This window comes from Pyrococcus kukulkanii, from assembly GCF_041647995.1.
Taxonomy (GTDB): Archaea; Methanobacteriota_B; Thermococci; order Thermococcales; family Thermococcaceae; genus Pyrococcus.
The window spans coordinates 62,091-85,303 of the sequence record NZ_JARRIB010000003.1 but is presented as its reverse complement, the minus strand read 5'-3'; the positions used below and the strand labels follow the sequence as shown (position 1 = coordinate 85,303).

21 protein-coding genes and 1 pseudogene are annotated in these 23,213 nt (G+C 41.2%); 12 read left to right on the top strand and 10 right to left on the bottom strand.

The window, feature by feature from the left end:
• Positions 1–27 precede the first annotated feature (27 nt).
• The 4 genes and pseudogenes from P8X24_RS06745 to psmB form a co-directional block, all read right to left on the bottom strand.
• Positions 28–2,061: pseudogene (locus P8X24_RS06745) on the bottom strand (STT3 domain-containing protein); the annotation flags it as partial.
• 12 nt (positions 2,062–2,073) lie between these two features.
• Positions 2,074–3,870: a glutamine--fructose-6-phosphate transaminase (isomerizing) gene (glmS, locus tag P8X24_RS06740; protein ID WP_372914757.1), complete on the bottom strand. Its 1,797-nt coding sequence runs from the start codon at positions 3,868–3,870 to the stop codon at positions 2,074–2,076.
• Positions 3,871–3,939: 69 nt separating this feature from the next.
• Positions 3,940–4,773 (bottom strand): hypothetical protein, encoded by an 834-nt coding sequence (locus tag P8X24_RS06735; RefSeq protein WP_372914755.1) that lies wholly within the window; start codon positions 4,771–4,773, stop codon positions 3,940–3,942.
• Between the two features lie 230 nt (positions 4,774–5,003).
• Entirely contained in the window at positions 5,004–5,594 is a 591-nt protein-coding gene (psmB, locus tag P8X24_RS06730; protein ID WP_372914753.1) for an archaeal proteasome endopeptidase complex subunit beta, read from the bottom strand.
• A gap of 74 nt (positions 5,595–5,668) precedes the next feature.
• Between psmB and P8X24_RS06725 the strand changes: the two genes are divergently transcribed.
• The 3 genes from P8X24_RS06725 to P8X24_RS06715 all read left to right on the top strand — a co-directional run bounded on the left by P8X24_RS06725 (position 5,669) and on the right by P8X24_RS06715 (position 8,987).
• Positions 5,669–7,036 carry a TldD/PmbA family protein gene (locus tag P8X24_RS06725; RefSeq protein WP_372914751.1) on the top strand — a complete coding sequence of 456 codons (1,368 nt, stop codon included), beginning with the start codon at positions 5,669–5,671 and terminating at the stop codon, positions 7,034–7,036.
• Positions 7,033–8,298, top strand: coding sequence for a TldD/PmbA family protein (locus P8X24_RS06720; protein WP_372914749.1), 1,266 nt, complete (start codon positions 7,033–7,035; stop codon positions 8,296–8,298). The genes P8X24_RS06725 and P8X24_RS06720 overlap by 4 nt, the downstream gene beginning before the upstream one ends.
• A 74-nt stretch (positions 8,299–8,372) precedes the next feature.
• The gene (locus P8X24_RS06715) at positions 8,373–8,987 is read left to right on the top strand and encodes a DUF257 family protein (RefSeq protein ID WP_372914747.1); all 615 of its coding nucleotides are present in this window, start codon (positions 8,373–8,375) and stop codon (positions 8,985–8,987) included.
• On the opposite strand, the gene P8X24_RS06710 is transcribed toward P8X24_RS06715, so the two are convergent.
• Positions 8,973–9,545 carry an ECF transporter S component gene (locus P8X24_RS06710; RefSeq protein WP_372914745.1) on the bottom strand — a complete coding sequence of 191 codons (573 nt, stop codon included), beginning with the start codon at positions 9,543–9,545 and terminating at the stop codon, positions 8,973–8,975. The genes P8X24_RS06715 and P8X24_RS06710 overlap by 15 nt on opposite strands.
• 129 nt (positions 9,546–9,674) lie before the next feature.
• Between P8X24_RS06710 and P8X24_RS06705 the strand changes: the two genes are divergently transcribed.
• The gene (locus tag P8X24_RS06705; RefSeq protein WP_372914743.1) at positions 9,675–10,877 is read left to right on the top strand and encodes a cysteine desulfurase; all 1,203 of its coding nucleotides are present in this window, start codon (positions 9,675–9,677) and stop codon (positions 10,875–10,877) included.
• On the opposite strand, the gene P8X24_RS06700 is transcribed toward P8X24_RS06705, so the two are convergent.
• From P8X24_RS06700 to P8X24_RS06690, 3 genes are read right to left on the bottom strand one after another with little or no spacing between them, the layout of a single operon-like run.
• The gene (locus P8X24_RS06700; protein ID WP_372914741.1) at positions 10,863–11,558 is read right to left on the bottom strand and encodes an HAD family hydrolase; all 696 of its coding nucleotides are present in this window, start codon (positions 11,556–11,558) and stop codon (positions 10,863–10,865) included. The genes P8X24_RS06705 and P8X24_RS06700 overlap by 15 nt on opposite strands.
• Positions 11,539–12,066: a TIGR00725 family protein gene (locus P8X24_RS06695; RefSeq protein WP_068320058.1), complete on the bottom strand. Its 528-nt coding sequence runs from the start codon at positions 12,064–12,066 to the stop codon at positions 11,539–11,541. The genes P8X24_RS06700 and P8X24_RS06695 overlap by 20 nt, the downstream gene beginning before the upstream one ends.
• Positions 12,063–13,187: a site-2 protease family protein gene (locus P8X24_RS06690; protein WP_372915319.1), complete on the bottom strand. Its 1,125-nt coding sequence runs from the start codon at positions 13,185–13,187 to the stop codon at positions 12,063–12,065. The genes P8X24_RS06695 and P8X24_RS06690 overlap by 4 nt, the downstream gene beginning before the upstream one ends.
• 69 nt (positions 13,188–13,256) lie before the next feature.
• Here P8X24_RS06690 and P8X24_RS06685 point away from each other — a divergent pair, with 69 nt between their 5' ends.
• Genes P8X24_RS06685 through P8X24_RS06675 form a run of 3 tightly spaced genes read left to right on the top strand, consistent with a single transcriptional unit; the run spans position 13,257 to position 15,936 of the window.
• Positions 13,257–13,760: a DUF3201 domain-containing protein gene (locus tag P8X24_RS06685; protein ID WP_372914739.1), complete on the top strand. Its 504-nt coding sequence runs from the start codon at positions 13,257–13,259 to the stop codon at positions 13,758–13,760.
• Positions 13,757–14,914, top strand: a complete 1,158-nt coding sequence (locus tag P8X24_RS06680; protein WP_372914737.1) for an NOL1/NOP2/sun family putative RNA methylase — start codon at positions 13,757–13,759, stop codon at positions 14,912–14,914. The genes P8X24_RS06685 and P8X24_RS06680 overlap by 4 nt, the downstream gene beginning before the upstream one ends.
• Complete coding sequence (locus P8X24_RS06675) at positions 14,914–15,936, top strand: lysylphosphatidylglycerol synthase transmembrane domain-containing protein (protein ID WP_372914735.1); 1,023 nt, start codon at positions 14,914–14,916, stop codon at positions 15,934–15,936. Before P8X24_RS06680 ends, P8X24_RS06675 begins: the two co-directional genes overlap by 1 nt.
• Here the strand turns inward: P8X24_RS06675 and P8X24_RS06670 are convergent.
• Both P8X24_RS06670 and P8X24_RS06665 read right to left on the bottom strand, forming a co-directional pair.
• On the bottom strand, positions 15,889–16,626 hold the full coding sequence (locus P8X24_RS06670) for a DUF835 domain-containing protein (protein ID WP_372914733.1): 738 nt from the start codon (positions 16,624–16,626) through the stop codon (positions 15,889–15,891). The genes P8X24_RS06675 and P8X24_RS06670 overlap by 48 nt on opposite strands.
• Positions 16,620–17,594: a bifunctional N(6)-L-threonylcarbamoyladenine synthase/serine/threonine protein kinase gene (locus P8X24_RS06665; protein WP_372915317.1), complete on the bottom strand. Its 975-nt coding sequence runs from the start codon at positions 17,592–17,594 to the stop codon at positions 16,620–16,622. Before P8X24_RS06665 ends, P8X24_RS06670 begins: the two co-directional genes overlap by 7 nt.
• Positions 17,595–17,696: 102 nt before the next feature.
• Here P8X24_RS06665 and P8X24_RS06660 point away from each other — a divergent pair, with 102 nt between their 5' ends.
• From P8X24_RS06660 to P8X24_RS06640, 5 genes are all read left to right on the top strand, one after another.
• On the top strand, positions 17,697–18,572 hold the full coding sequence (locus tag P8X24_RS06660) for a protein translocase subunit SecF (RefSeq protein ID WP_372914731.1): 876 nt from the start codon (positions 17,697–17,699) through the stop codon (positions 18,570–18,572).
• Positions 18,569–20,092 (top strand): preprotein translocase subunit SecD, encoded by a 1,524-nt coding sequence (locus tag P8X24_RS06655; RefSeq protein WP_372914729.1) that lies wholly within the window; start codon positions 18,569–18,571, stop codon positions 20,090–20,092. The genes P8X24_RS06660 and P8X24_RS06655 overlap by 4 nt, the downstream gene beginning before the upstream one ends.
• Before the next feature lie 4 nt (positions 20,093–20,096).
• The gene (locus P8X24_RS06650) at positions 20,097–20,783 is read left to right on the top strand and encodes a potassium channel family protein (RefSeq protein ID WP_372914727.1); all 687 of its coding nucleotides are present in this window, start codon (positions 20,097–20,099) and stop codon (positions 20,781–20,783) included.
• 126 nt (positions 20,784–20,909) lie between these two features.
• Positions 20,910–21,221, top strand: a complete 312-nt coding sequence (locus tag P8X24_RS06645; RefSeq protein ID WP_372915315.1) for a V-type ATP synthase subunit H — start codon at positions 20,910–20,912, stop codon at positions 21,219–21,221.
• A gap of 2 nt (positions 21,222–21,223) precedes the next feature.
• Positions 21,224–23,212, top strand: a complete 1,989-nt coding sequence (locus P8X24_RS06640) for a V-type ATP synthase subunit I (RefSeq protein WP_372914726.1) — start codon at positions 21,224–21,226, stop codon at positions 23,210–23,212.
• Position 23,213 lies beyond the last annotated feature (1 nt).

Here is a 23,213-nt window from a genome sequence, read left to right as displayed (position 1 = left end):
GCTACTCGCGACTTTGTAGTATGTAACGACGGCAATGCTTGGAAGGAGGTACACAACGTAAGGAAATCTTCCTCCATTATCACATGTTCCTGTTCCTTGAATTCTCTTATTCCCTGGTATAAATACTCCGAGAATGGGACTACATTCAGTTGACCCAATTTTTACCTTAACTTGGGAGCTATTTAGTACCTCAATTGAGACTCCTATGTATGGATTAATATAATTCTCTCCAAATCTTGGGACTAGGAATATTGTTGATACCTGCCCTTTCCCTTCTTCATCTCCCTGATATTCCCTTCTTGTTATGGCACCTCCTAAATAGCTAATTGCATTGAACTTGGCCCAGTCGTTAAGATACACAATGAAATAATTAAGTTCCCAACTTTCAAAGTCTACCTCGCTAATATTTCCGTCTCTTGCTAGGAATAAAGCCAAGATATGATCTCTATCCCTAGCATGACCCCCATCCGCGCTAGCTCTTCTATTTCCTAGTAAGCTTGACTCTATCCAGTATCCATAGTCCCACCAAGAGGTGGCAGTTGCATATTTTGAAGTGTTTTCTCTCAACCACTTTAGTACCTGTTCCCATCCACTCGTCTCAATTTCCGTCTTGCTCATAGCTTTTGCCGCTCTCGCTAATATTGGGCCGTGAGTTATTGGAATTAGAAGGATCATTATTGATATAACAATTGCCAGCGCTGCTTTTATTCCTATTCCTTCCTTCATTTTTTCGACGATATCCATTGCATATCCTACTGATATTCCAGCGAAGAGCGCTATCGCATAACTCGCTAGGAATAGGAATCTAACGGCTAGGGAGAGTAGGTAGAGGGACATTAAGTAAAATACAATGCCTAAGATTTCTTTATGTTGACTTTTTCCACTTTTTAGGAGGCCATGAAGGTACGAAGCTATCATAACTAAGAACCCTGGGATACTGAGGAAGAATATTAAACCATTAGGTTTCTCTACTCCGTAATATGCCTTTATATCTGCCATCGTTGTCTTTGCGAGCTCTTGGACTGTTTGATAGACCTGGGTGGATTGATAGGCCCCTCCCATTAATCTAAACAACTTGGGACCAACGTATGCGTATGCCCCTGCAAAGCCTATGAGAACAACGACCATAACCACTGCAAATCTATGTTTCTTATCAGAATAGTTTAGATACTTCCCTCCGTACAGCATTATCACTACTAGTAGGATTAGGCCTAAAAAGACCTCAAATGCAAATTTGATAAACCCCTGTATCTTGGATATTCCCGGTATTGTAAGTAGATAAGCTAAGATTAAAATTGCTAGATAGGCTGGATAGAACTCTTTTACAAACCTCTTTACTTCCTCAATTTTACCAAATATAAAGAGTGCTATTGTTTGTAATGATGCAAAACCTAAGAGCACCATCAGTCCAAAGGGCGATCCATTCCATGCCATTGTTGAAAGACCTGCTAAGGATACGAAAATTATCCCCCAAATTGCTTTTCTCTTAGCGTTGTCTTCGTGAAGGTAATAAAGCAACGAGAGCAGGGAGAACACAAAAATCATCATGAATGGCCCATCACCTCTTGCGTTTCCAGAGAACGTCCTGGAGAAATTAGCTGTAGAGATTGCTAAAATTGCCGCAGCCCATAGCCCTGCCCAGTCATTTAGGAGTTTTCTTCCTAAGAGATATACTCCAACAGCGCTTAGAAATCCAACAAATGGGGGCCAAAGTAAAAATGCTTGGAATTCGTTGTAACCAAAAGCTGAAATGATCTTATAAAATATTGCGGGTAAAATGTAGAGCCCTAAAGGTTCGCCAATTAAACTACCAAAGGGAGCCTCTGCCATTGGATAATATTTTGGCAATCCTTCTTGTAGTACAAGCTTATAAATCTCGAAGTGATAGAAAGTATCTGGATCTGGAAAGTATTTTCCGGCCGTTAGATGTCTTATATGAAACCCGTACCATGCAAAAATCAATGTAAGTGTAAATGTTATTATAGTCCTTATTGCGGGATATTTAGTTGCAAATGTTGTCTTTCTTTCCTTTTCGTTTTCTTTTCCTTTAACGTTGACCACACTCTCACCCCCTTATTCGACGGTCACAGATTTTGCTAAGTTTCTGGGTCTGTCAGGATTATGACCCTTTAGGACAGATAAGTGATATGCTAATAACTGTAACGGAACTATGTAGACTATAGGTGATATTTCTTCTGGAACTCTTGGCATCCTTAAGAAAACATTGCTGACATCTTGGAGTCTAATATCATCACCGAGGGATATTATTAGTCCTCCTCTTGCTCTTGCCTCCTCAATATTTGAGAGCATTTTTTCGAAAGTTTTCCCTGTTGGAGCTATTGCAACAACAGGAACTCCTTCTTCTATTAAGGCAAGGGGTCCGTGCTTTAGCTCTCCTGCTGAGAGTCCTTCGGCATGGACATAAGCAATTTCCTTTATCTTGAGTGCCCCTTCAAGGGCCGTTGGATAGCTTATTCCCCTACCGATGTAGAAGTAGTCCCTTTTATCTTCAAGCCTTTTAGCTAACTCTTTAATTTTTTCATTGTACTTCAATACGGAATCTACAAGATCTGGTAACCTGGGAATCGTCCTCTCTACTTCTCCTATATCAACCCCTTGGAGCTTTCCTAGAGAAATACCAAGTAGCGTAAGAACGGTTAATTGGGTTGTATACGTTTTTGTTGCTGCTACTCCTATTTCTGGGCCGGCGTGCGTGTATAATGTTGTTTCGGCTATCCTTGTTGCTAGACTGCCTACTACGTTTACTATTCCTATTACCCTTGCTCCAGCCTTTTTAGCAAGCTTCATTGCAGCTACAGTATCTGCAGTTTCTCCGCTTTGAGTTATCGCGATGACGAGGGAGTTCTTGTCGAGCAAGTTCTCATATTCGTATCTAAACTCGCTCGCCTCTTCAACGATGATAGGTATTTTTCCAAATCTTTGGATGAGATATTTGCCAACAAGGGCCGCATGATAAGACGTTCCCATTCCTACTATTATTACATCCTCTGCATTTAATATCCGTTCTGCCACGCCATCTATAATTTCAATATTACCATAAACGGCATCTTTGATAGCTCTTGGTTGCTCGAAGATCTCTTTTAGCATGAAGTGTTCGTAACCTCCTTTTTCCGCCATTTCAAGGGTCCATTTTATTTCATGAACATGTTTGACTTTGATAGAGTCTGTGATTATATCTCTTATGGAAAATCCATCCTTTGACACTATCCCATACTCTCCATCATCTAGGAATACTGCTTTCCTTGTATAAGCTAAAAATGCCGGGATATCACTTGCTATGAAACTTTCTCCTTTCCCAATTCCGATAATTAGGGGACTATCCTTTCTGGCCACATATAGCCTTTCTGGATCATCTGCGAATAGAACTACTAAAGCATATGACCCTCTTAACCTTAAAAGAGTCATCCGAAAAGCATCTTCAAAGTTTTTCACTATTCTAAGATTTTCTTCTATCAAATGAGCGATTACTTCGGTGTCAGTATCACTCTTAAAAACGTGGCCTTTTTTTACTAACTCCTCTTTTATCTCTTGAAAGTTTTCAATAATCCCATTATGAACAACGGCTATCTTTCCGGTGCAGTCAAGATGGGGATGAGCATTTATATCATTCGGAACTCCATGGGTTGCCCATCTTGTGTGTCCTATACCGATGTTTCCTGGAAGTTCTGTGAATTTTAGCCTTCTGAGTAACTCGTCTATTTTCCCTGCTCCTTTCCTGAGAAATATTTTACCTTCATAACAAGTTGCTATCCCTGCTGAGTCATATCCCCTATACTCAAGCCTTTTAAGGCCGTCAACTATAATAGTGGATGCCTTCCTTGGACCAATATAACCAATTATACCACACACGATTTCCACCTTGAGGTAGAATATTTTAATGAGCTTAAAAGTGTGATGATGAGCTGGATCCGAGCTGATCTATGATGAGGGAGGTTTACCCTGAGCTATCATATCGACGGTTGTATTTGTCCTTTTTATTATATATTTGCCAAATTTTTGACGATAGGATAGAGTTTTAAGCGCGCTTTCGAACATCTCCGCCGATGTTTCATTATTAAACTCTACTCTCCATATTACGGTTCCGTCTTCTGTTAGTACTATTTTGTCTCCCACCCAGGACTTTGCTATCTTCATTGCAGTACTCCAATCGTAAACTTCCCAAGTTATTAGGAATACATAGTAGGCCCCAAGCGTATCCTCTAAGACCCCCGTAGCATTAACTGTGACTCTCTTTGGTTTCCATCCTTCTAGGTATAAGTTGGGGAACATAACTGCCTTAGTTGAAGCAGGCGGGTTTTTGTACACGGCATTTACAAGTTCCCATCCTCCTTTTTCATAGAGGTATCTCACAAATCTATCGCCAAAGACATAAGGGAATACATTCAGGCTCCAGTATAGATGCTTCCTACTTATGTTTGTTATCTTAACTATGGGGATATTGTTTTCCTTGCAAAATATGTCTGCCACTAAGTCTGCATCTCCTTCAACTAAGGCTCTTATCGCGAGGGTTTCATCAAGTGTTTTTCCACTGTAAGTTGCGTTAAAATTCCTCTGCAATATGTGAGTGAGCTCATGTGCCGTGGCCCTTAATGCTATGGCTCCTGAGGATAGGAAATTTTCCCTTATTATGTATATCCTCTCACCAATAGTTGCTGCTATCCAATTAGCTGTATCCTCCTTCTCTTTTTTGAGAAGGCTGGCCTCTGGGGGTAGGATAAATGTTGCTTTATAAATGATTTCCCTGAGTTTCATTTCTTTGGTGGGCTTTGGAGGAGAAAATAAAATTTTGGCATCCTGGCGAGTTATAATTATCACCTTAGGTTGCTCTTGGAATTTTAGCCCCCTTATTTTTTCAACTTCCCCCTCGACAAACTGTATTTTCCTCAAAACAATGTCAGGTGGGGATATTGAAGATAAAGCTTGGGATATAACTATAAAAATAAGAAGTATCGAAAATAAGGTTCTCATAATTTTCAGGCTCCCTATATAGTCACGAACTCTTCTTTCATGCCCTCCTTAGTTATAGTTACAACTTGGATCTTCTTGCTTCCCGTATAAACATCTCTCTTACCTGCAGCTTTTACAGCTTTAACTGCCAAATCTTTTGCCTTTTCTATGCTGAGGTTCTTCCTGTACTCCTCTTCTAAGATTGCTATGGCAAATGGTGTTCCTGAACCGGTGGCAGTATAGTTATCAAATATGAGTCCTCCAAGTGGATCTAGACTTGCTATCGTTGGTTCATTAACGTAGCCTCCAATTATTATTTGGACTAAGTAAAGTCCTTTGCTCTCATTGAGTAAATTGCTGAGTAAATTTGCCATCGCTCTTGTACTCATTGGTCTCCCCCATGTGAAATAATAGTACCTGGCCTCCGCTTCAAGCCTCCTTGCAAGCATTTGCACATCTCCAACGCTTCCAGCGGTTGTTATGGCTATTCTGTCTGTAATTGGGATTATCTTCCTAATGTTGAGTGTTTCAACCATGTGATCGAGTGAAGCTTGAGTGTCAGCGGCGAGAACTACTCCCTCCTTCACTCTTATTCCTACGGTGGTTGTTCCGGTTTTCTTTTCCATCTCGTGCACCTCCTAAGTTGATGTGACTCCCTTAGATTTTTAACGTATTTGGTTAGTTGTTGATGTGGATGCCTATGAACTTTGAAAAAATGGCAAGGCTTATCCAAGAATATTCGGAAAAGTATAGGGCTAAATTCATAGACGTGAGAATTGAAGAAGTCGATTTTGTGAGCATAAATGTAGAGAATGGAAAAGTCGAGGAGCTTGAAGCAAATCAAGATTTTGGAATAGGTGTTAGGGTTCTTATAAATGGTTGGGGATTTTCATCTACAACGAACGTTGAAGATTTTGAGAAAACTCTAAGGATTGCCACGAAGATGGCAAAATTCTCTAAATCTAAAACTTCAGTCTATGTTGGGGATCCAATAAGCGATAGAGTTGAAATTAAGATGAGAAAACATCTAAGGGATATAGATCTTGAGGATAAGCTTCAGTTTTTCCTGGGGATAAATGAGATGCTTAAAACGGGAAAGATAAAAACCAGAAGGACATTTTATCATGACTCTATAGTTAGAAAGATCTACTTGAATTCTGAAGGTAGTTTCATTGAGACAGTAACTCCACGGATAATAATGGGAATATCAGTTGTTGCAAAGACCAATGGGTTAATGCAAAATTATTGGAAATATTTTGGAGGTACCCAGGGGTGGGAGCTTGCTGAAAAGATAGATTTTCAATATTGGTCTAAAATAGTGGTTAGAAAAGCAATTGAACTACTTGAGGCTAAATCTCCTCCTTCCGGTAAGTTGCCAGTTATAATGGATCCCGAACTTACGGGAGTTTTTATTCACGAGGCCTTAGGTCATGCTGCTGAAGCGGATTCTGTGAGAAGCGGGGAGAGTATACTCACTGGAATGCTTGGAAAGAAAATTGGAGTTGAAGAATTAACCGTGATAGATGACCCCACACTGCCTGGAAAGTTCGGGAGCTATATATATGATGACGAAGGGGTCAGGGGAAAGAAAGTCGAGATAATAAAAAACGGTGTGCTAGTTAATTATCTAACTGATAGAGAAACTTCCGCTGTCCTTGGACTTGAACCCAATGGGCATGGAAGGGCTCAGAATTCAAGTTATGTTCCCTTAGTTAGGATGTCAAACACTTATGTCGCTCCTTCAGATTGGGAATTTGATGAGATGCTTGAAGAAGTTAAGTTTGGGGTTTATATGGTTGGAGATAAGGGTGGACAGGTAGATATTACCAATGGAAGTTTTATGTTTGGAGCTAAGGAAGGCTACATAATAAGGAATGGGGAAATTAAAGAGATGATAAGAGATGTTGCACTTTCCGGAGATATCCTTCAAATCCTTAATTCAATAAGGGCAATTGGCAATGATGTTAAGGTAGGATTCCCAGGTTTTTGTGGAAAGGGACAATGGGTCCCAGTAGATGATGGAGGTCCCCATATTTTAACTGAGGCAATAGTGGGGGGTCTGGAGTGATTGACAAGCTTATAAGGATACTTGAAAAAATGAACGTTGATTGGGAAATATATTTCTCAAAATCTCAAGTCACATCGGTAAAATTTAGGAAGATTAAAGAGATAGAAATCGAGAGATCAACGCATAAGATTGTGGGAGGCGTAGGCGTTAGGGTGATTGTAGACGGTTATATCGGTTTTTCTTATCTGAGCGGCTTTAGCTGGAGCGAAGAAAAGCTTGAAAATCTTGTGAAAAGTGCCTATAAGATTGCTAAGTTGAGCAAAAATTATCATCCCGGATTTCCAGTTCCTAAGGCTTATCCCACCGTTAAGGGGTTGTACGATAAAGATATAGAAAGGCTGGCACTTGAAAATCTTATTTCCTGGGGCCATGACCTTCTAGACATCCCTCAGAGTGGAGAGGCTTCCATAGGGTCTGAGGTTAGAGAAAGGGAGATAGTGAACTCTAATGGTATAAACGTCAGAGATCGGAGTACGGAGTTTGCTATGCACTTGTACCTATACTCAAAAGGGAAGGGAACTGGAAGTCACTTCGGAATATACAGAACGCTCCCGAACGTTGAGAGGGAGATAATAAATATAAAAGAAAATGCAACTTGGGAATTTGAGCTTAGTAGGAATGCTAAGAAGATACATGGGTTCAGTGGAGAGATTATAATTGAGCCTAAGGCTTTAGCTTCCATTTTTTCGATATTCTTGCCTAATGTTTTAGCAAAAAACGTGTACCTGGGCAAGAGTAGATTCTCAAAAGTTGGTGAGGTTGTTTCATCAGAAAATTTCACCCTAATTGATGATCCTACTTTGGAGGGTGGCACTAACAGTTATCCTTTTGATGGTGAAGGGAACCCAGGAAGAAGAAAGCTAATAGTTAAAAATGGCATTTTAACGTCTTTTTTGGCTGATGAAAAATATGGACGGTTGCTTCATATTGAGGGTGGAAATGCCTCTAGGTCATACAATTCTACACCTGAGATATCAACATCGAATATAATAATCCTCCCTGGTGATTCTGCGCTGGAGGAGGGGGTGTTCATAAGGGCTGTGTATGGAGAACACACAGCAAATTCAATAACAGGCGAGTTTTCTTTAAACATAGAACTGGGTTATAAAGTTCAGAGGGGGGAGGCCATACCCTTTAAGGGTAACATGATAGTGGGGAATGTATTCGAGATGTTAAGAAATATCACTGAGATTGGTAAAGATGTTGAAAGGATTGGGGCTTTTATAGCACCAAAAGTTGTCACTTATTCAAAAATAATTTAAAGCGGAGTTATGGGCCTAGTATGCATTAAAGCTTAAAAGCATTAGACGCTAATGTATTCTGGAGGTATATCGTCATGGACTTCGAAGAATTTTTATCGAATTTTAGGCTTGGTGAGACAGTCTTAGTAGAATATTCGGCGTGCTCAAGGCCCGAGTTGCTTTTCTATGACATTGTCACATATTCAAAATTACCGATCGTGGTGGACGATTTAGTGGATAGCTTGTATGAGTATTATGTCAGGCTTAAGTTAGCTGGAATTAATGTTGGGAAGTTAGAGAATATAAAAGTCATAAAGACTGGTGGATCTAAGAATGTAGGTAGCGTTATTGGGAAGCTTGAGCTTGGGAAATATATAATGAATGTAGGGGAATATGCGAAAGTTATGGACAAAGCAGGAAAACCTCCATTTACTAATCTCGTGCTTGGAATTCATAAGCTAATATTCCTTGGAAGCATGCTTGAAAATATGAAGCTGTTAAAGATGCTGTCTGACTACGTGGGCAATGAAAGCAGAGTGGCATTCTACTTCCTCAATAGGGATGCCACGGAGAAATTCTCCCCTGCAATTTTGGCCCTGATGGAAGAGATATCTACCTCCGTAGTTCTTTTGGAAGGAGAAACAATAATTGTGAAAAAAGCAATAAATGAGGATATGCTTGGGGAGAGGATTCCCCTACTGAAACCTTGAGGCTTTCCTGGCTATAGGTAATGCGACGAAAATATCTACAGCAGTTTGGATGGTGTTTGGAAGGGCTATTGCGAGCCAGAATGGGATTTTTGTCATCTCCTCTACAACTTTGATGACCTCTGTTCTTGAGGTTATGTTGTACCCAATCATCTTCAGATACAGTGGCAGGGCGAAGTAATAGTTAAGCGCTATCATCAAGATGTCCCTTATTACAGCCGAAAGTAGGAAAGCCGTAAGGATGTAGAGAGGGTTCTTATCTCTCACTATATATTCGGAAATCTTCAATCCCAAGATAACTGAAAGCGTTGCAAAAAACTTCATAATTGGCCCTACCCCCATCGTGTGGGGGCCTGAGATTATAAACAAGCCTATTGTCATTACGATAAGGCCAAAAACCGACGCTTGGAACCCTAGGATAAAGTACAGTGTTATTATTGGAACTGCAACGAGATCTATGCTCATACCCCAGGGAGTTCTGACCTTAAGAGGAAGCACCTGCAGTATTAAGCTTAGTGCCGCCATCAATGCTGAGAAAGCGATGATCTCGGCGTTCCTCATTTTACCACCAATGCAACATTTATGAAACATTTATTTTAAATATTTGTTCTATAGCTGGAACGAATATTAGGGGAGACATCTAGAAATTCCTATAAGATTATTGAAGGAGCTTTCATCGGTGGTGGTACTATGAAGATTCCAGATGATATTAGGAAGGATATCCCCCTAACCCGGGAGGTGATATATTTCGACAATACGGCTACTTCTCTGACCCCTAGGCCGGTAATAGAGGCCATGAATGAATATTACCTTAAGTACAGGGCCAACGTTCACAGGGGAGTCCACAGGTTGTCCCAACTTGCAACTCACAAGTACGAGGAGAGCAGGAAGGTTGTTGCGGACTTCATAAATGCTAAGTTTGAGGAGATAGTTTTCACAAAAAATACGAGCGAAAGCTTAAACTTAGTGGCCCTTGGGCTGGAGCACATCTTCAAAAAGGGGGACAAAATAGTAACAACTCCGTATGAGCATCACTCAAACTTACTCCCATGGCAGAGGTTGGCTAAAAAGCTTGGTCTAAAGCTTGAGTTTATAGAGGGCGATGATGAGGGAAACCTGGATTTGGGTGACGCGGAGAGGAAAATTAAGGATGCAAAGCTCGTTGCAGTTCAACACGTTTCTAACGCCCTGGGGGTTATTCATGAGGTTGAGGAGTTAGGTAGGATAGCCAAGGAAGAAGGAGCAATCTTCGTTGTCGATGCCGCTCAAAGCGTTGGACATATGGAAGTTGACGTGAAAAAGCTGAAAGCTGATTTCTTGGCGTTCTCTGGGCATAAGGGGCCAATGGGACCGACGGGAATTGGCGTTCTCTACATAAACGAGGAGTTCTTTGAGGTGTTCGACCCTCCGCTCATAGGTGGTGGAACTATAGAGGATGTCTCCCTTGATGAGTATAAGTTAACCAGGCCTCCTGAACGCTTTGAGGCTGGAACCCCCAATATAGGTGGGGCAATAGGGCTGGCGGCGGGAATAAGGTACATAGAGAAGATAGGTCTTGACAAGATAGAGAAACAGGAGCGTAAGTTAGTCAAAAGAACTACGGAAGGCCTAGATGAGCTTGAAGTTCCATGGTACGGTCCTAGAAATTTAAAGAAGCATGCTGGGGTTGTGAGCTTTAACGTTCCGCCGTTACATCCACACGATGTCGCTTCAGTGCTGGATGAGCACAAGATAATGGTAAGGAGTGGGCATCACTGTGCCCTTCCGGTTATGAAGAGGCTCAAAATTAACGGAACGGTTAGGGCGTCATTCCACGTCTACAACAGCCTTGAGGAAGTTGAAACGTTCCTAGGAGTTATAGAGGATCTCGTGAGAAAACTAAGAGCCCAATGAATTTAGAACTTTAAGCAGGCCTTTAATACTTGGAACCTCAAATCCTCTCTCTTCTAACTTTTTTATTTCTCTTCCTTCGTGGTTTATCCACACTGCCCACATCCCGGCGTTCCTCGCTCCTTGGTAATCTTCGGCGTAGGTGTCCCCTATGTGCAGGGCTTCTTCAGGCCTTACGCCAAAGGCCTCCAGGGCCTTCTGGAACATCTCCTTCCTGGGCTTGTACGTTAAAACTTCGTCGGCAAAGAAGCTCATGTCTATAAATTCCATGAGCCCAAATTTCTCTAGGAGGAGTCTCGTGTATGAGCCTGCCCAGAACATGACGTTCCCCAGGACTGCGGTGTTTATCCCTTTCCCTTTAACCTCTTTGAGGGTCTCCTTAGCTCCTTCAAGCACAAGCCTTTCATCTATGGAGAGAACAGCTCTCGCTCCTGCTCTTTTTACGAGTTCAATGCTTATTCCTAGCTTCTCAGCCAGCATCCTCTGACTGCCCGTTAGAACTTCCCTGGGGTCTTCACTTGCTTTCGCTCTCATCTTTTTCAGGTTATCCCTAACATCAATCACTGACTGAACTACATCAGCGACGCATAGTCCTGCTAACTTTGCTAGCTGGAAAGAGAATTCATCAAGCATTAAATTAAGATCAAGTAGCGTATTCCAGACATCAAACGTTATCAGCTTCATTTTTTCTCCCTCCAATTTCCACCGCGAGCTTTGCGGCTTCTCTCGGATCATCTGTGAAAATAATTTTAACTATTTTCTTGTGGTCAAAGTAGCCATCTCTGGCCAACTCCTCTAGCTTATCACTTGCGTATCCCGTCCCCGTAACTACTATCACTGGGACCCCCAGATTGTACGCCATTAGGGCTTCTATCATTGTTCCAACTCCGCCTCCAAGCACTACAAGAACATCGGCCGACTCTATAAGGATTCCACTTCTCTCCACAGGATTTAGACCCGTTTTTATCCTTATGGTGTTGAATTTATTTCCTTGATCGCTGTAGGGTAGAATTCCTACGGCAATTCCACCTCTCTTAGTGAACTCTTCCGTAACAATTTCCATTATTCCACCTCTGCCCCCTGTAAGAAGGATGACGTTAAGAGGAAGGGCTCTTGCGAATTCCTTCGCCTTTCTAATTGCAGTTCCAAGTGGCTTTGGGTCACTTGATCCAGCTATTGCCACTTGAATCATCCTGTCAGCCCCCTAATTGATGGCAATATGTTTATTATAAGCAGTACAAGGGACAATGCGACGATCGAGTATCCTATAGGCTTCCCGAGCCTCGGGAACTTTTCGGTGAGTGTGTCCATGAGCATCCTTCCGCCATCCAGTGGATAGAGAGGCAGTAGGTTCATTAGTCCGATCCCTATGTTAAGAACATATATCCAGTAGAACGTGAAGAATAAGACCATTAATCCCTTCGTAAATCCGATTTTTGAAGTTAAATGCTGGGTTGGGTAAATTCCTATGAATCCTTTTCCTGGTTTCTCGGGATGTTTTGCTAGAGTTATTTTGAGGGTTTCAATTTTTCCATCCCTGAGCACCGTTAGGGTTATTGTTTGGTTTGGCCTTGTCTCATTCATTATCTTAATGAACTCTTCGATCGTTGTGAAATTCTCCCCATTAATTCCAATTATTATATCTCCTGGATGGAGGATTCCTTCTGCTGGGCTTCCTTCTATAACTCCTTGAATCTCCACTCCAGCAGGCTCAAAAGCGAGTCCTATTCCATTAATTATTAAAAGAGCAATTAAGGCCACTATTATATTTGCAAAACTTCCAGCTCCAAGAACCCTTAACCTGCTCCTTAATGAAGCTTTCTTAAAGGCATCTTCATCAGGTTCCACGAACGCCCCGGGGATTATGAATAGTAGAACTAATCCTACGGATTTTAGGGGTATTTCCTCTGCCACAGCTACAAATCCATGACTCAATTCGTGAACAACTAACAAAATTGCGAGAGCTATTAATCCATAAGTTAGGGGGATCGTGACCCCGGGAATAACAAGTTGGGCTCCAGGGGCTACTGGGCCCTGGGGGTGTAGTATCTTATATGCTTGACGAGCAAGGTAATATAGGACAACACCCATGCCAGCGAATCCGACTACTATCCCCACATCTCCATAAATTTTCCAAAAATTCTTTTTTTCCCTTCCGATTTTATATATAAAGTTTAGAAATTTCTTAGTCCTCCATATAAGCTGAAAAGGTGCTATCTCAACGCTTTCGCTATTTTTAAATTTAGTTACGCTCAGTACCATTATCAAAGCCCAGAATGCCAAGATGGCTAAGATGATAGTTATTAAACTCAATACCACTCACCGGGCTTATGATTGATGGGGGCTATTAAAAAGTTTTAAGGGGTAAACTTGAAAACCGGGGTGATGATTCGGGAAGTCCATGAGTTATTAAATAAGATGTGGGAAGGAATTTTTGAACTTAGGGAAGAGCTTAGGGAAGAGCTTGAGGGTTTTGAGGTTGAGGACGTTAGCGAGGTGTTTAACGCCTATCTCTATATAGATGGCAAGTGGGAGGAGATGAAATATCCTCATCCGGCATTTACCGTTAAACCTGCTGGAGAGATTGGTGCAACGCCTCAGGGCTTCTACTTTGTCTTTGCATTTCCAAAGGATGAGCTTACCGAGGAGTTTGTGCGGGAATTCATAAGTAAATTCCAAAGATCGTTCATTTATGGGATGGAAAACTTTCTTGATGATTTCTACAATTATGAACATCCGAGGGATCCTAAGGAGGTTTGGGAAAGCATCGTTAAGAGTAGTGAAGAAATGATAAACTTCGAAGTAGACTTTCCTTTTGACAAGGAGAAACTTAAAAAAGACCTTTTTGATTTTATTGAACTTGCTAGGAGGTTTAATCTCCTATGAGTTACTTAGAGGCATTTCCTCCAGAACTCCAGGAATATTATAGGAGATTATTCGGTAAGGAAGCTGAGGAGATAATGAGAAGGCTTAGGGAGCCCGTAGAACATTACTATATAAGGGTTAACACCCTTAAAATAAGTCGAGATAAGTTAATTGAGGAACTTAGGAAAGAAGGGCTGAGGCCAAAACGAAGCCCATATCTCCCGGAAGGTTTGTACTTCGTCAGGGAGGGTCCAAACTTTCCTGACGATTATAATCCAAAGCTTCCAACAGTTGTCGTTAACAAATTTGCCGCTGAAAGTGTTTATCAGGGAGCAATGCTTTATGCCCCAGGGGTTTTAAAGGCAGATAAAGGTATAAGAGAGGGAGATGAGGTTCAAATTAGAGATTCTAGGGGACTCCTTGTTGGTGTTGGGATTGCAAGGATGGATTACAAGGAAATGATAGAAGCTACAAGAGGACTAGCTGTTGAAGTTACATTGCCTAAATTTAAGCTTCCGAGTTTAAGCGAGCTTAAGGCCTTTGAGAAGGGTTACTTCTATCCTCAAAGTCTCCCCTCAATGGTCACTGCTAGGGTTCTGGAACCTCAAGAGGAGGATGTAATAATCGATATGGCTGCTGCTCCTGGCGGTAAGACTACTCACATAGCTCAACTCCTCCAAAATAGAGGTGAAATAATTGCCATAGACAAATCAAAAAATAGGCTTAAAAAAATGGAGGAGAACCTTAAGAGGCTTGGCGTTAAGAACGTGAAATTAATTCAGATGGACGCAAGGAGCTTACCCGATTTAGGAATAAAAGCGGACAAGATACTTCTTGATGCTCCATGTACTGCCCTAGGAGTTAGGCCAAAGTTATGGGAGGAGAGGACGCCAAGGCATATTGAAGCCACTGCAAGGTACCAAAGGGCCTTCATATGGGCTGCAATTAAGAGTTTGAGGAGGGGAGGTGTCTTAGTTTACTCTACGTGCACGCTGAGTTATGAGGAGAATGAGGAAAACGTTAGGTTCATGATAAAAAAGGGAATGAAGCTTGAGGAGCAGTCGCTCTTTATAGGTTCCCCAGGAATCGGACTTGAAAAGGTTCAAAGGTTTTATCCTCACAAACACTTAACTCAGGGCTTCTTTATAGCTAAGCTCAGAAAGGTGAGGGATTAATGAATGCCAAGAAGTACTTAACAATTATCGTTGGGATTGGAATAATCATAGTCCTGTTGTGGTGGGCGGGTATTAGGGATACCATAGGTTTAATGCTTCAAGCTAATCTAAAGTATCTAGCTTTGGCTGTTCTTATGTATTGCATAGCTATTCTCTCGTGGTCTATTAGATGGGGTGTGTTCCTAAGAGGGGCGAATATTAGAACCTCATTTATTAAGGTAATTGAAGGTGTGTTTGTTGGTATATTCCTTAACAACTTGACACCAGGTGCCAGGACGGGCGGTGAGGCTGTTAAGGCATTATATATTGCAAAATCTTCAAACGGTACATATCCAAAGGTTTTTGCGACTGTCATGGCTGATAGAATCCTCGACATTATACCCGTTGCCATGCTAATGCTAATAGCTCTTATATATTCAGTTGTCCACGGAATAAAAGTCATAGTATGGGTTCTTTTGCTGTCCTTGATTCTTTTAATGCTTGTTGTCATAATTACGGTTGTGTTCTCTGTTAAGGAAAATTATGCAATGTCATTGATAATGGGGATATTTAGGATTTTTAGAAGGATTTTCCCGAGTAGACTTTCAAACTACGAAGAAAAAATGGAAAGTAAGATAAAGGGAGGAATTAGAGAATTTAAATCAACACTTATTGGTATATCAAAAAGGAAGAGAGACGTTGTATTTAGTACACTCTGGTCATTTGTGTTATGGCTCTCTGACGTTTTAAGAACGTATTTTATTTTCTTAAGCTTGGGGAATAGGGTGTCCCTGCTTCAGGTTTTGCTTGTTAAAATGGCGTCAATGGCCTTAGCCATGATTAGTGTTATCCCAGGAGGGATAGGAATTAGTGAAACTATCCAATCTGCCTTATTCCTAGCTGTTGGTGTGGAAAAAACGGTGGCAGTTTCTGCCACGGTTCTCGATAGGATAATCTCATTTTGGGCTCCTACATTTATAGGAGGGGTTCTTGTATTAAAGAGAAAGGACGTTCTCCGGTTGGATAAACTCTCTCCTAAGTAAGTTCCATTCTTTCTTGTCTAGGGCTTGAGGATTTGTTATTATGATAAGCTTTGCCCCCTTTGTCAGAAGGTGATCTTTCAAATTTGTAAGAAACTTATACGTTGATTTAAAGCCGTTATATAAGGTTAGGAACTCTACACAATCTAAAACCACCACCCCACCATTATTTTCCTGGGCAAACCTAATGGCCAAGTCAAGGATAACATGAAGTGCCGTTGGAGATACACCATGTTTTTCCTTTGTCGTTGTCACCCAGACTACTTTTGCATTGTACTTCCTGTAAATCTCGGGATTCCTTGTTATGGCAAGTACTTTTGACCCTCTTAGCAAGCTTTCTACCTCTATAAGTGATGTCACTAAGTATGCATGAACACCTTTAATTTTTGGTTCTTTTGGATAGAAAAAGCTCGTTAACCTTCTGGTGAAGCTGATGTATATCCATGAAATGCTAACCAATACCACAACATGTCCAAGAACATGGATATCATGATAATATGGGATAGAAATGTATAGGTATAGGACATCAATGAACCTAACTAGTGAGGCAACTCCAAACAGGATGGAGCTGTTTCTAAAGAGCGACTTAAATTCTGGGGGGCTTTCTATATATTGGCGGATACTGTAAACCATAAGAACCAGGAATATTAGGAATAGTGAGACTCTATATGCAAAGGGTAAAAAATCTACCATGTTATCTCAACCTCGTCAGTTCTAAACTTCTGCTTTACTATAGTTTCCTCAAGCTTGAACTTTATCCCTGCTCTGTACATTCTTAATCCGGTGTAAGCTATCATTGCTCCATTATCTCGACATAATTCGTAAGGGGGCACAAAGAATTTTATTCCTCGGTCTTCGGCCATAATTCTGAGCATCTCCCTAAGCCTATTGTTTGCCGCAACGCCTCCTACAAGGACGACCTCATCTTTTTCCGTGTGTGCAATGGCTCTCTCAGTTACCTCCACTAAAGCGGCAAATGCTGTCTCCTGAAATGAGTACGCGAGATCTTCCGCTCTGTATTTACCGCTTTTGTATTTTCTAATAGCTTCCGTTAGTAACCCAGAAAAGCTCAAATCCATGCCTTTAACGGCATATGGTAACTCTATATATTTTTCACCTTTCTGGGCTAGCTTCTCAAGCTTTGGCCCCCCTGGGAATCCTAACCCCAATTCCCTAGCGAATACATCGATTGCATTTCCTATCCCAATGTCTAAAGTCTCACCAAAAACTCTGTATCTTCCCCCTTCCAGGGCAAGAACTTGAGTATTTCCGCCACTAACGTAAAGTCCTACTGGGTCCTTTACCCCAAACATCTTTGTTATTTCTACGTGGGCAATGCAATGATTTACTCCGACGATGGGCTTGTTGTACTTTATGGCAAGTGCACGCGCTGCTGTAGCTACAACTCGTAGGGCGGGCCCCAATCCTGGGCCCTGAGAGAAAGCTATGACGTCAACGTCTTCAAGAGTTATTTTTGCTTCATTAAGGGCTTTCCTCAATAAGGGCCTTAGAAGCCTAGCATGATGCTCTGCGGCTTCTTTCGGGTGTATCCCCCCTTTTTCAGTTGTTAAAGTATCAAAAACGTTAGCTAGTACTTCATTTTCTGTAACGATTCCAATGCCAAGTGTGTGAGCTGTCCCTTCTATCCCAAGTGCTATCATAATCCTCACATCCTGGTTTATCTTTGACTTTTAAGTCTTACCTTAATTTGAACCAAAAGTGATTTATTTCAGGAGTTGAATTCGGTGTTCAGAGGTGATAACGTGATCAAAGAGAAGTTGAAGATTTTAGTTGAAATGGAACCCAGGAAAATGATCATGTATCCCCTCATAGTTTTTGGTATTGCGTTGATAATAATATTGGCTAACTATATTACCACAGGAAGCATAGTTAAAGAGGGTATAGAACTCCAGGGGGGCTCGGTAATAACTCTTCAAGGTGTGACTGCAGATCCTGATACTATTGCCGAGAAAATAAGGGAAGAAACAGGAATAAGTGTAAATGTAGAGAAGTTCACAAGTGTAACAGGTGGAGGAGGGATTAGGGTTTATATCCCGGCTGGAGAAAATGTTGATAAGGTTAAGGAGGCACTAAAACAGCTGTTTCCAAATGTTGAACCACAGACAACTGTGATAGGACCTACCTTCGGTAGAATGGTGAAGGAACAGGGAATAAAGGCCATAACCTATGCATTTATAGGTATGGCCATTGTGGTCTTCTTATTCTTTAGGGTTCCAGTTCCATCGCTTACAGTTGTGTTCTCAGCGTTTTCAGATATGGTGATCGCCATTGCATTAATGGACATTTTTGGGATAGAGCTTAGTCAGGCAACTATTGCAGCTTTACTCATGCTTATAGGTTATTCCGTAGACAGTAATATCCTCCTAACAACGAGACTTTTAAAACGGAAGGAGTTTACGGTTGAAGAGGCATATTATTCATCTCTTAAGACTGGATTCACGATGAGCACCACTACATTAGGAGCACTGGCATCTTTGTGGCTCTTCTCGACTGCCCAGGTTATAGATGATATAGCCTCAGTACTGATATTCGGTTTACTTGCAGATTTCATGAATACTTGGATATTAAATGCGGGGGTTCTAAGATTGTATATAACCAAGAGGGAGGGTAAAAAATGAAATGGAAGAAGATACTGTTAAATGGCAGGGTTATCCTACTCATATTCTTTTTGATGATTTCCATAATTTCCCTGGCAACAAGAGGACTAACATTTGGCCTCGATATAAGCGGTGGAATTTCCATAACTGTAAAGCTTGAGAAGCCTGTTGATCCCCAAACAATGGAACAGGTAAGAATAGCCCTGGACCAGAGGCTTAATGCCTTAGGTGTTAAAGATATTACAATAGAGCCCTGGGGTAACCAATTTGTAATAATTAAAGTTGCAAGGGTAAGCGAAGAGGAAGCTGACCAATTAGTTAAAACGATAGAGAGGCAGGGTGTATTCTATGCAGAATTTGAGGGGGTTATATTTGCTACTGGAAAAGACATTCTTAATGTGGGTAGCGTTGGTTATGATCCAAGGCAAAGTGCATGGGTCGTACCCTTTAGGCTTTCAAAGGAAGCAGCAGAAAAGTTTGCAGAATTGGCAAGAGGAAAGGCCGGATATCCTGTTGACATGTTCTTAGATCCTCCCGTCAATTCAACCCTTGTAGTTTCAAAAGAATTCTACAATGCATTGATATCTCCTGAATTCATAATGTCGGGAGATATGACGTTAGCTGAGAGAATTGAGAAGGCCTTTAATATAAAGATCATAGTATACAATAATCAGACACCAGAGGAAATAGCCGAGGTTACAAAAAACTCAGAGAGGATAATATTAGTCGATGTGGATAATAATCTTACAAAAGAACTTAAGGCTCTGGGGTTAAATGTTGAGATTTGGACTAAGGAAAAGGGAGAGGAAATGGACGAGTTCGTTAGGAGGGTACTCAGACTTTATGGTCCATATAAGGTTGGCTCGGGACTTGCTACTGGACAGCCCCAGACTGAGGTCATGATATCAATTGGAGGATCTCAGAATGACATCCGAGCAAGGAATGATGCACAGATTGTGGCTGTTGTCCTTAGAAGTGGTTCCCTTCCAGTAAAACTTTCAATTGAAAGGATAGACTACATATCTCCAAAACTTGGTGAAAACTTCAAACAACAAGTTTTAATTGCAGGCATTGCGGCTCTCTTGGTCGTTGGAGCGATTGTATACCTACACTACAGGAGATTTAAAATAGCTATTCCTGTTATGTTTACGAGTTTCAGTGAGGTTCTAATAATCCTTGGTATTGCCTCGATGATCAGATGGAATCTTGATCTACCTAGCATAGCTGGAATAATAGCCGCAATTGGGACTGGTGTTGATCAACAAATAGTGATTACGGATGAGCTCCTTGGTGAAGTGGGTGGGGGGAAGAGACGGTTGATAAAAAGGAGTGGAGTTCTAAAAAGAATGGGAAGAGCCTTTTTCATAATCCTGGCATCAGCAACAACAACAATAGTTGCAATGAGTTTTCTCTTCAAGTTCTTTGTTGGGGGTCTGAGAGGATTTGCATTCACAACTATCTTAGGAGTCCTAGTGGGGATCCTCATAACTAGGCCAGCATATGGAGAGATAGCTAAGGTACTAATCGGAGAGAGGAGGTGATTCAATGTACATCATAATCATGGGGGCTGGAAGAATAGGAACCCTAGTCGCTAAGATGCTTGAAAACGCTGGCCATGATGTTGCGATAATCGAGATGAATAAGGAGAGGGCCAAAGAAATTTCGGAACACATAACTGGACTCGTGATTGAAGGGGATGCCACCGACCAAAAGGTTTTGGAGGAGGCTAATGTAAAAAAAGCAGATGCTTTCGCTGCTTTAACTGGGAGGGATGATGCAAATATTTTGGCATGTATCTTGGTGAAGCATATAAACCCAAATATTATGACAATTTTAAGAATTACGGATCCAACTAAGAAGCAAGTTTTTGAAGAAGTTAAAGAGTTAAAGACATATTTTGATATTGTTGTATCCCCTGAAGACATAGCCGCAAATTACATCTTTAGGACTCTTGTGACCCCAGGGTTTAACAGAGTCCTATTACCCAGAGAAGGGGCTGAGATAGTTCAATTTCAAATAACGGAGGAGAATGAAGTTGCAGGTAAATCTGTTAAAGATTTGGGCCTTCCAAAAGATTCTCTGATAATAGCAATTTACGATGAAAAGGGGAATCTCGTAATACCCTCAGGGGACACAGTCTTGCCAAATAAGGGGCAAGTTGTCATTTTTGCAAAAAGTTCTGCGCTTCAGGATGTGAAGAAAATTATGGAGGCAAAAAAGAAAGGAGGATAGAGTGAACAGATTTCATCCATTGTATGCTTCCATTGCATTTTTTCAATCATTTTTCGAAAATATTTATAAATTCGTCCCCATATTTTGCTCGTGTGTTTTCACATTTATAAAAAGGGGATGATGCTCATGGAGGACATCCTCAGAGAGATCGTTAAAGCCGAAAGGCTCGCCGAGGAGAGAATTGAAAAGGCTAAGATTCAAGCCAAGGAAATCGTGAAAAATGCAAAAATTGATGCCAGGAAAATTGAGGAAGAGATAATAAATAACGCCCAGAAAGAAGCAACAAGAATTATTGAAGGAAAGAAAAAAGAGGGTGAGGATGAAGCCAAGAAGATTCTTTCCGAGGGGGAAAAAGAAATTGAAGAACTCAAAGCAAAGGCACAAGAACGATTTGAGCAGGCTGTTTCTGAGTGTTTAAAACTTATAAGAGGGATGTAGGCATGTTTAAGCCTGAAGAGATGGTAAAATTAGAGGTCGTTACACTAACTAGGTTTCGTGACGTACTCCTGACTTTCCTTCACGAGAGAGGAACCGTTCACATTGAGGAGATACCTATTGAAGATATCCAGAGAGAGACACCTAATGAATATTATAGGAAGGCTACCTCGTATAGCATTACAATTTCAAGGTTAGTGGACACCCTTAGGTCATATCTTCCGCCTAAATCTGGCGGGATTAAGGAATTCATCTTCCCCAAAGAAAAGAAGAAAAGAAGTTATAGATATCGTGGAATAGAGGCTTTAATTAAGGACGTTGAATCTTTCCTCTCTCAGGTAGAACCTAAGATTAGGGAAATCGAAAGTGAAGCTACCAGGATTTCAAATGAGATATCGAATATAAAGTCTTCTATTAAGGTTTTGGAGCTCCTATCAGCCTTGAATATTGAGGTAGAATATCTTAGGCCTGGAAGTTTCTTAAACATTGAGGTTGGAACCCTAGAGAGGGAAAAGGTTGAAAAAGCAATAAAAGAAATGGTTGAAGCTACTTCTGGTAAAGTACATGTTCTTAGGAAAGATCTCGGGGCAATTTCTCTTCTTGTAGTTGTGACACTTAAAGAAGATGCCGGTAAAATTGCTTCAATACTTGCAAAGTATGGATTTGAGAAAGTTGAAATACCAGAGGGTAAAGGATTGCCGAGAGATCTCATCCCTGAGTATATGAACAAACTAAGAGAAAAAGAGGATGAATTAGAGCGGGTTAGAGCTAGGGGTAGAGAAATAGCAGAGAAATATTATGAAGAAGTATTGTTTTATAAAGAGCTAATGGATAACGAGAGGGACAAAGCAAACTACCTTCAGTATCTTGTTAAGACTGAGATGACATTTGGACTTTTGGGTTGGGTTCCAAAATCAAAACTTGACGAAATAATTGAAGGAATAAAAAAGATAACCCAAGGAAAAGTTTACATTAACGTACGAGAGCCCACAGAGAAAGAGATTGAAAACGTTCCCGTTAAACTTAGGAATCCTGATTTCATAAGTCAGTTTGAAATGCTGACGGAAATGTATGGAGTTCCTAAGTATAATGAGATAGATCCAACACCGATCATGGCATTCACGTACTCATTCTTCTTCGGTTTCATGCTCACGGATTTCATGTATGGTCTTCTCCTTGGAGTGATATCTGCTCTGCTTGTAAAAGGCCATTCAAAGCTTAGGGATGGAACTTGGAAATTCGCCAAGATAATGCTCTGGGCATCCGCTTTCACAATGATTCTTGGAATAGCCTTCGGTAGCTACTTTGGCAATGCCCTTGACATGATAGGAATCCACGTTCCTAGGCTTATGGACTCTATGAAGCAGGCAATGGACGTTCTCATGGTAGCCCTCGCTATAGGTCTTGCACACTTATTCACCGGATACCTTCTGGGCTTCATAGTTAGGTGGAAGAATGGTGACAAGAAAGGTGCAGTGTTTGAACAGTTACCTTGGCTCCTGATAATAATAGGCATTACTCTGTACGCTCTTTCCTCAAAGCTTGAAATTCCTGAAATCGCGTTTAAGGGAGTATTTGGTCTTGGCTTGGTCCTCTTCGCTATAGGTGAGGTAATGAGCAATGGGGCCATGGCACTGTTGCTGATAATTTCGGATTTCTTTGGGTTTGTAGGTAATTGGCTCAGCTACGCTAGACTAATGGCTCTTGCACTGGCGACTTCTGGAATTGCACTCGTAATTAATATCATGGTTCAGATGATATGGGGAGTTAAAATTGGCCCCGTTCCTCTCGGTATACTCATAGGAATTATAGTTTTTATAGGTGGGCACATCTTCTCAACGGCGATAAATGCTTTAGGTGCCTTTGTTCACGCTCTCCGTCTCCATTATGTTGAATTCTTTGGAACGTTTTATTCGGGTGAAGGTAGAAGGTTTGAGCCATTTGCGGCTAAGAGGGAGGTATCTAAGTTAGAGATAGAAATAGGAGGTGAATGAT